The sequence below is a fragment of the Alcanivorax sp. genome, from assembly GCF_040119285.1.
In the GTDB taxonomy this organism is placed as follows: Bacteria; Pseudomonadota; Gammaproteobacteria; order Pseudomonadales; family Alcanivoracaceae; genus Alcanivorax.
Genome location: NZ_JBEDTY010000003.1, coordinates 1 through 15504 on the forward strand (window position 1 = coordinate 1; position 15504 = coordinate 15504).

15 protein-coding genes are annotated in these 15504 nt (G+C 54.7%); 5 read left to right on the forward strand and 10 right to left on the reverse strand.

Annotation, left to right across the window (positions count from 1 at the left end; translation table 11 throughout):
- Positions 1-286: hypothetical protein (locus ABNH10_RS00580; protein WP_349384272.1), on the forward strand; the 286-nt coding region annotated here is incomplete at its 5' end.
- Positions 287-1270: 984 nt separating this feature from the next.
- On the opposite strand, the gene ABNH10_RS00585 is transcribed toward ABNH10_RS00580, so the two are convergent.
- The 4 genes from ABNH10_RS00585 to ABNH10_RS00600 form a co-directional block, all read right to left on the reverse strand.
- A complete protein-coding gene (locus ABNH10_RS00585; RefSeq protein ID WP_349384273.1) occupies positions 1271-2200 on the reverse strand; it encodes a diacylglycerol kinase catalytic domain-containing protein in 930 nt (309 codons plus the stop codon).
- Positions 2197-3219 carry an SPFH domain-containing protein gene (locus tag ABNH10_RS00590; protein ID WP_349384274.1) on the reverse strand — a complete coding sequence of 341 codons (1023 nt, stop codon included), beginning with the start codon at positions 3217-3219 and terminating at the stop codon, positions 2197-2199. The genes ABNH10_RS00585 and ABNH10_RS00590 overlap by 4 nt, the downstream gene beginning before the upstream one ends.
- A gap of 15 nt (positions 3220-3234) precedes the next feature.
- Positions 3235-4611: a nicotinate phosphoribosyltransferase gene (locus tag ABNH10_RS00595; RefSeq protein ID WP_349384275.1), complete on the reverse strand. Its 1377-nt coding sequence runs from the start codon at positions 4609-4611 to the stop codon at positions 3235-3237.
- 162 nt (positions 4612-4773) lie between these two features.
- Positions 4774-5832, reverse strand: coding sequence for a bifunctional nicotinamide-nucleotide adenylyltransferase/Nudix hydroxylase (locus ABNH10_RS00600; RefSeq protein ID WP_349384276.1), 1059 nt, complete (start codon positions 5830-5832; stop codon positions 4774-4776).
- Between the two features lie 129 nt (positions 5833-5961).
- On the opposite strand from ABNH10_RS00600, the gene ABNH10_RS00605 reads away from it, so the two are divergent.
- The 3 genes from ABNH10_RS00605 to ABNH10_RS16230 all read left to right on the forward strand — a co-directional run bounded on the left by ABNH10_RS00605 (position 5962) and on the right by ABNH10_RS16230 (position 7400).
- Complete coding sequence (locus ABNH10_RS00605) at positions 5962-6705, forward strand: NUDIX hydrolase (RefSeq protein ID WP_349384277.1); 744 nt, start codon at positions 5962-5964, stop codon at positions 6703-6705.
- A gap of 195 nt (positions 6706-6900) precedes the next feature.
- Positions 6901-7215, forward strand: coding sequence for a protein-tyrosine phosphatase family protein (locus tag ABNH10_RS00610; RefSeq protein WP_349384278.1), 315 nt, complete (start codon positions 6901-6903; stop codon positions 7213-7215).
- Positions 7107-7400: a protein-tyrosine phosphatase family protein gene (locus ABNH10_RS16230; RefSeq protein WP_502877104.1), complete on the forward strand. Its 294-nt coding sequence runs from the start codon at positions 7107-7109 to the stop codon at positions 7398-7400. The genes ABNH10_RS00610 and ABNH10_RS16230 overlap by 109 nt, the downstream gene beginning before the upstream one ends.
- Here the strand turns inward: ABNH10_RS16230 and ABNH10_RS00615 are convergent.
- Positions 7316-7513: a hypothetical protein gene (locus ABNH10_RS00615; RefSeq protein WP_349384279.1), complete on the reverse strand. Its 198-nt coding sequence runs from the start codon at positions 7511-7513 to the stop codon at positions 7316-7318. The two genes, ABNH10_RS16230 and ABNH10_RS00615, sit on opposite strands and share 85 nt — an antisense overlap.
- Positions 7514-7764: 251 nt before the next feature.
- Positions 7765-9144, reverse strand: coding sequence for an ATP-dependent RNA helicase DbpA (gene dbpA, locus ABNH10_RS00620; RefSeq protein WP_011589364.1), 1380 nt, complete (start codon positions 9142-9144; stop codon positions 7765-7767).
- Positions 9145-9298: 154 nt separating this feature from the next.
- On the opposite strand from dbpA, the gene ABNH10_RS00625 reads away from it, so the two are divergent.
- Positions 9299-9991, forward strand: coding sequence for a 4'-phosphopantetheinyl transferase family protein (locus ABNH10_RS00625; protein WP_288368432.1), 693 nt, complete (start codon positions 9299-9301; stop codon positions 9989-9991).
- 122 nt (positions 9992-10113) lie between these two features.
- Here ABNH10_RS00625 and fhuF read toward each other — a convergent pair whose 3' ends face one another.
- The 4 genes from fhuF to ABNH10_RS00645 form a co-directional block, all read right to left on the reverse strand.
- Entirely contained in the window at positions 10114-10845 is a 732-nt protein-coding gene (fhuF, locus tag ABNH10_RS00630; RefSeq protein WP_349384280.1) for a siderophore-iron reductase FhuF, read from the reverse strand.
- Entirely contained in the window at positions 10845-12137 is a 1293-nt protein-coding gene (locus ABNH10_RS00635; protein ID WP_011589367.1) for a lysine N(6)-hydroxylase/L-ornithine N(5)-oxygenase family protein, read from the reverse strand. Before ABNH10_RS00635 ends, fhuF begins: the two co-directional genes overlap by 1 nt.
- A 150-nt stretch (positions 12138-12287) precedes the next feature.
- On the reverse strand, positions 12288-13274 hold the full coding sequence (locus tag ABNH10_RS00640) for a GNAT family N-acetyltransferase (RefSeq protein WP_349384281.1): 987 nt from the start codon (positions 13272-13274) through the stop codon (positions 12288-12290).
- Entirely contained in the window at positions 13264-15501 is a 2238-nt protein-coding gene (locus ABNH10_RS00645; RefSeq protein WP_349384282.1) for a TonB-dependent siderophore receptor, read from the reverse strand. Before ABNH10_RS00645 ends, ABNH10_RS00640 begins: the two co-directional genes overlap by 11 nt.
- Between the last annotated feature and the right edge of the window lie 3 nt (positions 15502-15504).

Sequence of the window (15504 nt, forward strand, 5' to 3'; positions counted from 1 at the left end):
CAGTTCATCATCTGAATTAACAAAAACTTTGTTGACTCGTTCAGAACTGAAATCTCTTAAAGATCCCATCCCGAACAGGTCCCACACGTTTGCTTGCCTGATTGTTAAAGAGCGTCTCACCCGTGGCGCCGCGCTGCTTCGCGTCGTTGCCCCGTCGAGGAGTGCGCATTCTAGAGAGTTCGCTCCGGGAGTCAAACCCTTTTTCATGAAAGAAGCGAACTTTGAGTGGAAAGATGGGTTTCTGGCTCTCAGTCTAGGCAATGACCGACCGACAAGCCGGCAGTAGACAACACCTGTGTACTGTGTGGTGATCTAATGAGTCCGGACAGTGGTTTCCGTTTTTCTTCAGCCACAGGGGGAGCGAGGTCACCGTTGAAGACGTGGAATCTGTGCTGGTTGTAGCACCCATGAGGTAATCACCGATATCTTTCTTTGCCTCAGGCAAGACGTGGCAGCCCATTGCAGGCACCCTCTCTGACTTGAAGCTCCGGAATAGCCTTTGTATCGGTGCATTTTCCCAGCAATTGCCCCGCCGGCTCATGCCTTGCTGCAGCCAGCAGCGCCAAAAACACCGCTTGACGCGGCCCAACTCTCAACTCTGCGGGCGTAGAGATCGAAACACCACTGCTAAATAGCTCCAGTACTGCTACGTCCAGGTATAGGCAATATCTCCACACCGCACCTGATTCGGCTGCGCCACGGCAAGCTCTCGATCCAGAGGAGGGATATCCGGCCGTTCCACCGTCGCCTGCTTGTAACCATGTGCCCTGGGCTACTTGCAGATCAACCCAAATTCACGCATCAAACTGCGCACCTTTAAGAAGCCGACTTCCCCCCTTGCTCATTAGAAACCCTTGTATCGCCCAGCTTCTTGCTGAGCGTCTACTCTGCCTAAACAGGCGATTCGCCATCGCCTTCAGAGCCACGCGCTACGCGCTACGCGCTACGCATCAATACGACGGGACCGCTTACGGTGTTCACAATATCAGTCTGAGAATTCACTCAAAAAAATTGATTACTACCAACTACTGTATGTCGGCAGGCAACATAAGGATTGGATCGGTGTAACCCACTAAAAATCAGGGCTTTTAAATTTTCTATTTGTTGACCTAAAAAAGTCAGGTTTGTTGAAGAAAAACACCGAGTTCCTTTCGTCTATAGTGCTTAGCCGGAAAATAACGACAAACCACAGCATGCATTATTTTTAGTTCCAACTTACCTTAATCTTTATCCTGACTATGCCTAGAGGCGTATCACATATCCTGACAATCTACACAATCAAATTCCCAGCCTGCTGGGCCAGCCTAATCTCTACAGCCATCCCCGAGTTGAATTCGATAGCATCCCCAATAACGCCATCTGAGAATAGAACACCCCCATCAGCCATACGGGATGTGAGCGTCAGGCACTCTTTCCGCTCAATCTTTCCGAACACAATGTCCGTTCCCGTCATCTGAGACGGAAACGGCTCCCTGACACTGAATACCAGTTCATCGGTATCCCATGCGATACCATTTTCCAGTATTTCTTGGCGCTCCGACCCACCAGAAATTGTTGATGCCCCGGTCAATACCGAGCGAAGCCAACCCGTTGACCCCAGCCCCGTTGAGACGAGCACCCCAGACGAAGATTGAAGTTCTTTCCTTCCAGCATAGGCAATCTCGTATCGAGCAGAAACAGGGAGCCTGGGCCCGATATAGAGATCATTCACGGCCAGCAGCTTTTGCCCATCATTGAATGTTGCTTCTGCCATGGAAATCGATTTGTAACGGGTATCATTTCTGAGAACCGCTGCAATGATCTCTTCAGCATCAGCGACCTGGAATGGCAACAATTGCCCATCGAACAATGACGGCGCAGGATTGATTGCCAATACCGCCTGTCCATTCAGATACTTCAGTGTGTTGGCTACCAAACCATCCTGTCCCGCAACCACGACAATATCCTCTGGCCCAAACAGGAAGTTAGGCAGAAATTCCCGCTCCAAAAGCTGGACACGGCCAAATGCTTTAAAAATCCCTACCAGCACCTCCAAGGAGGCCTTAAGCAACCGGTCTTCCTGCTCGTATTCTGCGAATTCACCGTTACGACTCGTCACATAAAACCGGGCTTGTTCACGGGTATTGTGGCTTCTCACCAGACCATCCAGCCGGGTTTCCCGATGGATGAGCACAATCTTTCGCTCACTCAGGCGCTTCATGCGCTCCTTCCCCTGCCCATCAAGCTATTCAGTAAGTCAGGGCTGATATTGAGCTGCCCAATCTTGCCTGCATTGCTTGCCAACCCTTTGAAAGCCTGGGCAATAATCCGATCGGGCTCCATGCCAGAAGCCGCCATGGCTTCAACAAAAGCAGGATCAAGCTTCGAAAAGGCATCCATCATCTTCTCCATGACATACGCCTTGGCTTCGCCCTGTTTCCGCTCGTTGGCGGTGGCCAAATCGACAAGTTGCTGGCGCGCTTCTTCCAGCACCACATCGGCATCCATTTGCTCGCGGCGAATCTGCCGCTCCTTTTCCTTTACCGACCGGTCGGCTTCAATCTGGCTTTCACGGATTTCCCTCTTGCGGGCCTCTACCGCCAATTCGGTCTTGAGTTCGCTTTCCTTGATGGATCTTTCCTGCTCAATCGCCGCATTGCGCCGCGAATAGACGGCTTCGTCCGCTTCCTGCAGCATGGCCTCACGGGCTGCGGCCTCCAGCGCCCTGGCCGTTTCCGGTGCCGGGCGGATTGCCTGGATAGCAAAGTCCACGACCTGAATCCCCAGATTGGCCAACAGATCGGATTGCCGGAGCTGTTCACCAACGGACTGAACCAGAGGCTTCGAGGCAGCCAGAGCGTCACGCAAGGTCAACGCCTGAACCTCGGCTCTCAACATCACTTGAACCAGATTGAGAATTCGGTCCGCCAGCTTTTCCGGGTCTTTGCTCTGGTAGTCCTTTCCATCCGATGACAGCGTATAGTTCATCATTCCCGCCAACCGCTGAGGCTCGTTGACTCTGAAGACCACCTGGCCTTGCAATGTCACTTCCTGAAAGTCTGCCGTCGATTCCTTCATCATGTAGGCGGCTTCCTGGCTCGCTACCGGAATCGCAACCAAGGCGGTACTCGGCTCGAAGTAGAAGAACGACAAACCTACGCCTTGGCGCTTGATCGCCCCCTTGCGGTACTGCAGAACGTAGGTCGTCGGGTCTGCCTTGAAATAACGAAAACTCAACATCTCACTTCCCCTGTGTTAGTTATTTGCGGCGCGCTCGCGCACTTCATCAAAGGTCCAATCCACCAGCATGTCACCGTTACGGAATACTTTCACCAAGGCGTTACGCTGGTCTCCCAATGCATCCTCGCGGACGGTTCGGTAGCCCTGCTCGTCATTGATGAGCGCGAGGCGACCTCGCTTTGAGCGCTTGCCAGGATCCGTGATGGGATCCTTGTAGACATCACGCCATCCCCCGTTGATGCAGATAGCGGAGGCCTTCATGGCAAACTTCTGGGTGTCACGGTTGATCTTCTGAAGCAGCTCACCGCCCATGCCGAAGGCCACATTGTCTGCACTCAAGCCCCGCGCTTTCATGGCTGCAAGAATGGCGTCGATAGAGCGAACACAGATGCCATCACCCTGGATCAGGCGGACACAGGCAGGCAGCACCCGGTACCCCTTGCTATTGGTTTCATACCCAAATTTGGCCATCAAGCGCTCAATAGCTTCCGGAACCACCTCGACCGGCTCACCAGAATCCGGTCGGACCACCAAGGTGCCGCCGAACTGCTGGACCTGTTCCTTGAGCTCGTCGCCCCAGATGTTGTCGATGGCATTCCAGAAGTCATAGGAGTCACTGACGACAGCTACCAAACGGCCTTCGCCGCCAAACTGCTGGATCATGTTGGCGTAGGCGGCAATTTCGCCATCGCGGCCCCAGCTGGTAATCGTGCTGTGCTCGGCGGCAGGAATGGAGAAGCCCGCCATGTCGGCATTGTAATAACGACGTGCGGCCATGATGCCGGACAGAGTGTCAGTGCCCATGAAGTTCACCAAGTGAGCCGCTCCACCCAACGCAGCGGCTTCCTCAGAGCTGGCGCCGCGAGCGCCGAAATCGTGGAGTTTGAAAGGCAAGCCATCGAGGCTTTCAGCCGTTTCTTCCATGTAGCGGGTAATGACGTCTCGGCAAGCGCGAGAGACTGTGGCCACCGTAGTCGGGTACCACACTGCTCTCAGCAATGCGGTCTCAATGTAGCTGGTCAACCAGGCGCAATTCGGGTCGGTATTGGTGACCTGCACCATGACATTACCGGTTGGGATCACGGCACCTTCCGGCGCAGCCTCAATCTCCAGCGGCAGGTAGCCTTGGTACTCATTGAAGATGTATTCCCAACCTTCACGGTTGAATGGGACACCATGTACGGTGCAAACCGCATCAGCTTCATCAATGTCCGCCAGGGAGATTGGACGGGTCAGATATTCCTTCACGAAGGCCTGAAGACCGAAGAAAACAGTCTCGGGGTAAACGCCACCGCGGGATTCGATGTAGCTGGAGACATACTCGGCACCCTGCGGGTACTGAGCGAAGTGGGACATTTTGTAGGAATCGGTGTTGAGAATCAGGTTACGCATGACGGAGTTCCTCCGGTCTGTGATTGTCGGTGCCGGTCTATCCAGCACCCTCTGCAGCGATCCGCTGCCCCGTTCTGGCATTTTGCCGTCCCGGTGAATGAATATTGGCTTATAGCCACTATATAAGTCAACGCTTTTCTGTATATGGCTGAAAGCCGCTCCTTACGCTGCTCCCAGCAGATCCTGAATAATGAAGTAGTGGTCCTCGAAGAGGTTTCTTGGGTCAATTTCACCCAGTGGCACCCAGCGCGCCTGACGGGCATCGTCGCCACCCTTCACCTTGGGCAGCGACGCATTGGGCTCCAGTTCGATATAGAAAGCGTGGGTGATGGTGCGCCCCCGCGCCGAACGGTAGGGATCATCGTAGACTTCCTGGCGGCGAATCGAGCCCTTCAATACCGGGGCCGGGATCTTGAGGCGCGTCTCTTCGCGCAACTCACGGAGGCAGGCATCTTTCAACCGCTCATGGGGATCCACAAAACCACCTGGCAGTGCCCAAAGCCCCTTACCGGGGCTGGCCCGCCGCTCAACCAGCAGCACATGGCCAGACTGAATCACCACCGCATCCACCGTTACAAACGTCGGCGCATAGGGGGCAGCCTCCCAGGCTGAGCGGTACTTGTTCACAAAGGCGATCTCTTCACAGATTTGCCGGTAGCCGTCATCTTCAGCGGCAAACTCGCGTAACCAATCAGCCACTTCTGCCGGAAGCACTTCCGCCTCTTTCATGGAAGCGATTAGTGGCTCTGGCTGGGCAGAGAAGAACCGTTCGCGTACAGGAGTCGCGCTGATGTCCCGGTAATTATCGACTCCGATACTGGACCAGTGAGGGAAGAGGTTCAGGTAGAAACCTGTCTGGTCTTTCTTGTGGCCGATCAGGGCGATCCGGGCAGGCCTGTGTGGCGTCGTGTAGTGTGCTGTCACCGTTCCAGACACGGTATTCTGCACATTGCGCACCCAGGCCTCATCGTTATAGGGCACATCCATCAAGGGCAGACACAGCAGCCGCTCATTGTCCTCTGCGCTGAGGCTGGCGCGGACCATTTGCTCACGTTCCTGGTGGGACCAGGGGTTGCGAGGGTTGCGGGCCTGCCAGGAGGAACCGATCAGCAGAATCAGGCTGTCCGCCTTCTCCAGGCCAGCACGTACAACCTGAAGGTGACCAGAGTGAAAGGGTTGAAAGCGGCCAATAAAGACCGCGAAGTTGAATTCGCGTTGCATACAGCAAGCTCCTTGCCGTGAGTGGGTTAGCGGGTCTTTCCCGCATCCGGTTCTACATCGTGCAGAGGGTTGTGTTAACTCTCCTGCTTACATATTATTGGCTAATAGCCACTATATAGCAAGGCAGCCATGACCTCCGATATTACCGAAGCGCAGTTCCTGGACCAATACAACGCCAAGGATTACGACAGCCCGCTAATGACGGTGGATATCGCGCTGTTCACCCTGCATGAATCTACTTTGCAGGTACTGCTGGTGGAGCGCGGCGATCATCCTCACAAGGGACGCTGGGCTCTGCCGGGGGGCTTTATTGATCTGTCATCAGACACAGATCTGCACGGAACAGCCAAACGCAAGCTGCGAGAAAAAACCGGCGTTGATGTGCCCCTGCTGGAGCAGGTTGCCACTGTCGGCAATGCTCACCGTGACCCAAGAGGCTGGTCCGTAACTGCTCTCTATATGGCGCTGGTTTCCCATGCCCCCACTGCCGAGTTCATCGATTCAGTGGCAGATGCCCGTTGGTGGCCGATAGATAAAATCAACACGTTGCCTCTGGCGTTCGACCATGCGGAATTACTCAGGCTGGCTCGAGAGCGACTAAAAAACAAAACCGCTTACACCGTGCTACCCGTTCACGTTCTCAAACAGCCGTTTTCACTGACTCAGCTTCAGCAGGCATTCGAGCTACTGATGGATGCCAAACTGGAAAAAAAGTCTTTCCGGCGGCGCATTCTCAATGCCGAGATACTTGAAGAGGTGGGCGAAGGTGTCCCCGAGGGTGGACGGGGCAGACCCACCGCGCTTTATCTGCCCGCCAAACACTCAGAGCAGCACCTATTCACAAGGGTATTTGGAGACGCCACGACACCCTGATCGGGTGCGGATAGCCATTTGGAGGGCACACATGGACGCATTGCAAGATGGATTTGTCGGGACGCTACTGGGATTGGCCTGTGGGGATGCCCAAAAACTCTCTGTTTCGCTCCATTTCTGATGATCAGCATCATCCAGGTGAGTAATGGCGAACCAGGCTTGGCCTCCTGCCCAGGCAAAAAGCAGGCAGCCGCAATGACCGATGTTTGGGACAGGGACATGGAGCTGGATCTGATCACGATAGAAGAGTCGGGGACCACCTCCGTGATTTCCCTTCTGGAACCCTTTGAATACCAGGAACTGGGAGTCCCAAACCTACCAGAAGAATTTGTTCAGCGCTTCCACTGGCTGAAGCTGCCGATCCCCGATCAACAGGCCCCGGATAATGCTTGGACGGAGAATTGGGAAACAATACGGACGGATATCAAGAACGGCTTATATCGAGGGGGGAGAAATTTCTCATCCACTGCGAGGGCGGTTTTGGCCGCACCGGCACCATTGCCGCCATAATCCTCATGGATCACGGCTATGGCTGGCAGGAAGCGATCACGGAATGCCGCAAGTCCAGAGAGCTGGCCGTAGAGACTCGAGTACCTATCCAGGGCACCTATCAAGAGACGGACGCCAAGACCGTCTCGATATCAGCTTCGTCATCACTGAGCCACACCGACCCCACCGCCAAGGCGGAGTCATGATCATCGAACACGCCCCTTCCGAGCTCTAGGCCGTCGACCAACAGCGATAACCGCCACCGATACCCTTGCTTATCAATGTGGTAATCCCGCTCCGCCATATTATACCCCTCCATATGGCATTTCCCTTCGCTGTTCATTGGTGTCCAATTCCCTTTTAGCCGCAATTTGCGTTTGGCCAGAACGTTGCGCGGGTGCGCTCACGGCCAGTTTCGCCCAACGGGAGGTTGAAGCATGCGAGAGCGAATTGCCGTAGGCAATGTACGCCACGCAGGAGGCAAAGACTCCTGAGGTCGCGCCAGTGGAGGGACGCAAGCCTTCGCCGGCAACACCGCGTTCCACAGCGCACCATTTTTCAGCCTGGTAATTAAAGCTTTTTCACCCGCCGGTTTTTTCCTTTGATTTTGCCTTTCAGTAATCGTTCGAGAGCCAAGTCCGCACTCTCACGATCGATAGCCACATAGGCCTGATAATCCGTGACGGTAATTTTTCCCACCTGATTACCCGCAATGCCAGCATCACCGGTAAGCGCACCGAGGATATCACCGGGGCGCAGCTTGTCTTTGCGGCCTGCACCGATACATAAGGTGATGGTAGGCGGCTGCATTGGCTCCCCCTCTCGAGGCTTAAGGCTATTGAGCGGATGCCAATTCAAAGGCGCGCCCTGCAACTGTTCAATAGCTATAGCGCGCCGGGATTCACGGGGGGCTACCAGATTAATAGCCAGCCCTTTTTCGCCGGCACGGCCGGTGCGGCCAACACGATGGATATGGGTTTGCGGCTCGTGGGACAACTCCGCATTGATGACCATATCCAGGTTATCAATATCCAGCCCCCGGGCCGCCACATCCGTGGCCACCAGCACCGATAAGCTGCGGTTGGCAAACAACGTGAGCACCTCATCGCGCTCACGCTGCTCCAGGTCACTGTTGAGCACCATGGCTGACAGCCCCTGACGACAAAGCTGATTCACTACATCCTGGCATTGCTGCTTGGTCACACAGAACACCACGCAGGATACTGGACGGAAACAGGCAATGGCGCTGGCCACTGCCTCTTCGCGCTGGAACGGCTCCACTTCATAATAGCGCTGCTCGATCTGGCTATTATCGTGCAGGGTTTCCACTTCTACATGCTGGGGATTACTCATGAAAGTTTCTGCCAGCTGCTTGATTCCCGGCGGGTAGGTGGCGGAAAACAGCAGGGTTTGACGGCGTGGCGGCGTCTGCCGAATCACCTCCGCAATGCTGTCGTAAAAGCCCATATCGAGCATGCGATCGGCTTCATCCAATACCAGCGTATTCAGCCCGTCCAAGCTCAGCGTCCCCTTACTCAAGTGTTTTAGAACGCGCCCCGGTGTGCCAACCACAATCTGCGCACCGTGCTCCAGTGAGCCGATCTGCGGGCCGATGGGTTGCCCACCACACAGGGTGAGTACTTTGATATTGCCGGGACCACGGGCCAACCGGCGAATTTCCACGGCCACTTGATCTGCCAACTCCCGGGTTGGGCACAGCACCAACGCCTGGCAACCGTAATAGCGCGGGTTCAAAGGGTGCAGCAAGCCAAGCCCAAAGGCTGCCGTCTTGCCGCTACCGGTACTGGCCTGGGCAATCACATCGTGCCCTTTAAGCAATAACGGCAGGCTTTGCGCTTGTACTGGGGTCATGGTGACGTAGCCCAGCGCGTCCAGGTTAGCGAGCATTTCTGGGGTCAACGGCAGGGAGGCAAAAGAAGAATCGGTCACGGAGGTAGCCTGTGGCAAAGGTGGCAAGAAAAAACAGCAAGATACAGAGCAAGCAGTGTGGCCAGTGTAACAGTTGTGGCATTCTAATGAGGATCAAATTCCTCGCTGCCGGGCAGCTCTGATATAGTACCGGCAACCGGGAAAGCTGCTAATCATGTCATTATTCCATCGCCCTTCATGCCTGACTCACCTTCATCGCGAAGAGCTCGCCACCGGGCTGGTGCGCGTGGGCTGCCACTACGCTCCTGAACGACTTTGCGACGATAGTTTTGCTCAGGCAGACATTCCCTTGCCCCCGTCTCTGAGCACCGCCGTGGCGAAACGCCGAAGCGAGTATCTGGCTGGGCGTTGGTGCGCACGTGAAGCGCTGGCGATGCTTGGCGTGAGCGGCATTCCTGCTCTGGGGGCCGATCGAGCCCCGCAATGGCCCGAAGGCACCCTGGGCAGCATTACCCATAGCCAGGGTATCGCTGAAGTCATGGTCGCTGACGCGCGCCATTGGCTAACCGTGGGGCTGGACACGGAGCAATGGCTCAGCGCAGAACGAGCGGCACGACTATGCCGCGAACTTCTGACCCATGAAGAACGGGAACAATTAGAAGGGTTATCGGACATTCAGCGTGCCAACCGCATCACCTTAATTTTTTCTGCCAAAGAAAGTTTATTCAAGGCACTCTACCCGATCACCGGCAAGCGGTTTTATTTTCACGACGCAACGCGCCGGGACTCCCGTTCACTAACGCTACTGAAAACCTTATCCGCGGATTGGAAGGCCGGCACCATCATTCCGTTTCGTTGGCGCGAACGCCAGCAAGGTGTTTTGAGCTGGATCGCCCTGCCCCGCTAAGACGCCGGTGTTGAAAAAACCGCTCAACTCTGAGCGTGGCCTAAGGCATGCAAATCATGTGTCATATGGCGACGGGCAGGAGGTTTACTTTTCTTAGGGGAAAAGCACAACAGATGTGCGCTTCAGGTCATGCCTTTTCGGCACAGCCGTGGGCAGTCTTCACACAACGCGGTATCCGGTAGCCGAAAACGGATACAACAGGTGCGACGCACCGTCAGCAGAGTGCCAGTATTGGCGTTCATCCTGTCCTGGTAGGCTCCGAAAAAGGGGTTCCTTTCACCGTTTTCAAAAGCAGGCTGAGCAAACAATGCTAGCCCCGGCGACCACAGCATCTCTGGCAGGCCGGCGCCTTTCAGTTCACCCGTAAACCAGTGAATATAACGGCTAGCATTACTCCACAGCACCCTAGGGGACAACCCCAGCGCCTGCTGCCAAGCCGTAATCACCGGCTGCAGATTGTCTCGCATTATTCCCTCAAACCGAGAAAGCGGGTGCTCCGAGGGCACCAGCAGCTGCCCCTCATTGGGCAACACAAAGGCGCCGGGCAGCCCTTGCTCATCCAGCTCTATCGCCAGAGCATCCACTGCGAGCGGCAGTGCACGTTGCAGAATCAGGTTAGCGGCCAGCACCGGGGGCAGCAGGCGCAAGAAATAATACTTACTCCAGATGGATAGCAGCGCCCGCTCATCTTCCCTCTCCAGATCAGGGCGAAATTGATATAGCGACTGTCGTAACCGCCGGGCATCAAACAGGTCCATTAACGGGATGGCCGAATCATTCGGCTCGGCCAACCGCAACAACGAACCATAGGAAGAGAAGCCCCCTTGAAACAAGGGGGCCAGAGCAGGAATCATCAACTCGCGCAGGCCGTGGCTATCGGCCGGCTCTGCCGTTCTATCAGCGCGTCCACCACCTCCTGGGAACGCACCGCCAGGATCGACAACAGGGTATCGCTAAGACCGTGGGTTTGCTCACAACAACCCTGCAGGAACACATTGGCATGGCAGCCTTTCGCCATCGGCAAACGATAACAACGCTCCACCCCTTGCTCAGACATCCAGTGCGCCATGGGCGACAGCAATTGTTCATGCCCATTGCGGTTATAGCCTGTAGCCAGCACCACCCCATCGTAGACTTCGGTCTGTTCCACGCCGGTGTCCTTGTTACGTAGGGTCAACAGCACACGGGTGCCATCGTTCTGCACACCAACGATATCTCGGTTGGATAAAAACCGGTGCTGAACCTTGCCTGTCACTTTCTGCAAATAAAGGCGTTCGTATATTTGTTCAATTTCCGCTAAGTCCACTACCGCGTAGTTGGTTTGACTAAAGCGTTTGAGAAAATCCTGCCGTTCCGTTTCCGGGCGAGCGTAAATAGTATCCGTGAAGCCAGGATCAAATATTTCGTTCACGAAAGCGCTGTCATCCGCCGGGTGCAGGGCACGACTGCGGCTGATCAGGTCCATCTTGCCATCCGGGTACTGATCCATCAGGTCCAGATAGATTTCCGCGGCACTTTGGCCTGCCCCTATTACTGCAATACGCGGTGTCTCGTGGCGACCAAAACGCTCGTATTCATGTTTGTAGCGGGAAGAGTGAACCATGTTGTTACCCATCTTGCCGGCGAACACAGCCGGAATTTTTGGGTACCCACCGATACCAATCACCAAGTTGCGGGTAAAAATTTCGTTCTCACTGCCATCGGGATTCCGTGAACGAACACGCACCCATTCCACTTCGCCACCCTGTTCCACCGGCTCAATAGCGATCACTTCCTGGCCATAGTGCACATGCTCTTTAAACTGATCGGCGGACCAACGCATGTAATCGTTGTACTCAACACGGGTGGGGAAAAAGGTGCCCATATTGATAAAAGAGTCGAGACGATTATTGTCGTGCAGATAATTGACGAAGGTGAAGCGGCTGGCCGGGTTGCGCAAAGTGGCCAAATCTTTCAGAAATGACACTTGCATGCGCGTACCTTCCAGCAGCATGCCCCCATGCCATTCAAAGCGGGGCTGCTTTTCCAGGAAACAGTAACGCAAGCCATCCAGGTCTTTGTGTTCATCTAGGGCAATAGCAATGGCCAAGTTGGCCGGACCGAATCCAATACCAACGACGTCATATTCTTGAGAATGAACGCTCATGGGGTATGTCCTCAATGTGTCGGAAACCGAACGGTTTCCGGGTTATCCATACACCGACACATCGGGCATTACCGATATGCCAGCCACCTGCTGCCGGATAGTGGTGGGCAGCGCGCCATGGCGGTTCGGTAAAAAACCGAACCGAGATTTTCAGCTCAGCTCACAACGCTCAAAAAATGCGTCACGGTGCAGCACCATCAGGGCTGCGCGCTTGTGCGGAAAATCAAACTCCTTTGGCTTGGCAAATCGCCTGGCTTGAAGGTGTTGAATCATCTTGTCGTTATCCGAACGGGGCTCGGAAACAATCCTTGTGGTACGACAATCATCGAGAAAAAGGTAATGGCAAAGCGCGTTCAGCCATGCCTTAACCTTATGCGGACCACGGTGGTGATCTTCACCTACCAACATGTGAATCCCGCGGTCAAAATCTTGCGCATCGTAGTAGGGCGCGATGCGATCTTCCTTTGCCCAATACGCTTCAAAATAAGCAAAGGGTTCATTATCAATACACCCGATCAGGTTAAGCACCCGAGGTTCTTTCGCCTGACGCTCCAAGTAGGCGCGATGCTCGTCCAGCGTCCCGCTCTGTTCCCAGAAGGCGGCCACGCGCTCACTGTTCTGCCAGCGCATGAACCGGTGCAGATCTTCTTCGATATCCAGCGTGCGCAGGGACACCCATGCCTGAATATCGGTATCAAAACGGCGGTAAACTTCCCCCACCGGTTTACGACGGCGTCGCGGGTGACGCCGGCCAGATTCATCCATGATCATAGTGATCGGATATGGCAAGGAATCGCCTTGTCGTAGCCAGTCACCGGGCAGCTGCCAGAGCATGTCACGCTCAAACCATGCTACCTGGTTCTCTCTATGAACCATAAAGGCCGCATGAAAGCCGCTCTCGAATTGCAGGGCATTTACCTCGGCATGCGAGACAAAAAATGCCCAAGCGGCCCGACATAATTGGGCCGGATCGTCGGTGGACTGCTGAACCCTGGCAGCGGTGTCTTCCACCACCACGGTCAGCCAATCTTGATCATTACACTGGCACCGCCATTGCGGCGCCAGCTCCTGATCGAACACATCCAACTGCTGCCCGTTGGGCAGCAGCATAATGGTGTGGCGGGCATTACCACGCATACGTCACGCTACCGATCACACTGCGACGGTCGCCATACCAGCAGTAATAATCACAGGTAGCGACATACTCTTTGTCTTCCAGATTTTTCGCCGCCACTTGGAATTTGAAGTCTTTGTAGCGATAGCTCACCGTGGCATCCCAAAGGGTATAGGATGGCACTTTCAGCGTTTCAAGATTATCGCCATAGGTGTCGCTGACGTAACGCACGCCGGAGCCAATGGCGAAGCCATTCAGCGGACCATCCAAGAAGGTGTATTTAGCCCAGGCAGAGTACAGAGTATCCGCAATATTCACCGGGCGATTGCCTTCTTCAGCAGGGGTGCTGTCGGAAACAATTTCCGGGTTCATCCAGGTCGCATTCGCTAACAAGCTCAAGCTCGGGGTGATATTGGTAACGGCTTCCAATTCAATCCCTTCACTTTCCACTTCACCAATCTGCTTAAAGGCAGGTGTACCCGCTGCACCGGAAGCCAAGTTTTCTTGGGTAATCTTAAATGCCGCCGCGTTGAAGTAGCCGTCCATGCCTTCCGGCTGGAACTTGATACCCACTTCGATTTGATCGCCTTCCTGAGGCTTAGCTGCTTCGCCATTCTGATCCAGCTGGAGAATTGGCTGGAAAAACTGCGAATAGCTGGTGTACGCGGTCACGTTATCATTTATCAACCACGCGAGGCCCGCGTTGGCGGTCCATTTATCGTTGTCGATGTTCTGCTCAACACCCGTGGATTTATTCTCGATCTCACTACTGGCGCGGTCAAAACGAGCCCCAACGGTCAGCACCAGTTGGTTATCAAATTTCATCTGATCCTGTAGGTAACCACCCACCTGATACGCATCGATAGTGGTGCGCTGCCGCTCCGTTACTTCGGTACACACAAGAGTGCTGAAATTACAGGAAACCGGGGTCAGCTCACTGGCATCGCGATACTGTGGGTCAAAGGGGTTCAACGTCGCAGGCGCAAACACCCCCGGCGCAGCCTCGTACCCCATCAACGGATCACCAAAACTTTTGCCATCAATGTGCAGGCTTTGATAATCAAGCCCTGCCAGCAAGGTATGCTCGACGTTATTAATCGACCACGTATGAATCAAACGGTTATCCAGGTTAACGCCGTAGGCGTCACCGTCTTCATCAGTAAGGCCACGAATTGCTTGCGAGTCGCCACTGCCCGGCATATACCCCAATGTGTACATTTGCTTCAGATCTACATCAATCTGCTGGTAGCGGGCACTCTGCTGGAAACTAGTCGAATCATTAAACGCATGATCCAGCTGATAACCGAACGAGACCTGGGTACGCTCAAACTTCTCGTAATCCAGGTTGCCAATGGCAACATCATCGTCAATCTTGCCATTGGGGTTTGGAGAAATCGTACCGCTGGATGGCAGAAACTGCAGGTACGGATCAGAGTCATCTTTCTGATAGGAGGCCAACAGCGTCAGCTCAGTTCGGTCACCTAGCCCCAGTTTTAGAGACGGTGCCAGCATGGTGCGCTCAGCTTCCAGGTCGTCCACTTGGGTGCCGTTTTCCCGGCCCAAAGCAATAACACGCCAAGACACATCTTCAGAGGGCGCCCCACCTACATCAACAGATATTTGCTTGCGGTCATAACTGCCGTATTCCGCGGTTACGGAACCAAAAGAATAATCCTGAGGACGCTTACTGATTACATTGATCACACCGCCGGGAGGGGTCTGTCCGTACAACACAGACGCCGGACCACGCATAATTTCTACACGCTCCTGGGCAAAAGGATCAAGCTGCCAGCTGTAAAAGCCGTAGGAATAAACTCGTGTGCCATCACGGTACAAACCATTGTTCGCCTGTTTGAAGCCACGAATAACAAACCAGTCTTGTTTGTTATCTTCGCCATAGAAGTTGGCCTGGATACTGGGCGTGTACTGCAGCGCATCTGCGATGCTGACGGAAGCACGATCATCCATCTGTTCACGGGTAACAATAGAAACCGCACGAGGTGCTTCTTTTACCGGTGTATCCGTTTTAGTTGCCGTCAGGCTGCGCTGCCCTACATAACCAAAATCATCACCACCGTACACATCGTCCGACTGCTCGGCATTCACCTTGATGGTCTGCAATTCATCAGCGCCCTGCTGCTCTTGTGCCCAGACAGGTGATGCCGCCATTGCCGCCGCTACCGCCAGCGCCAAGGGATTTCGACCCCACTTCAGCCCCCGGATCAGCCCGCTCTCGGTCCGATTCCCCATGGT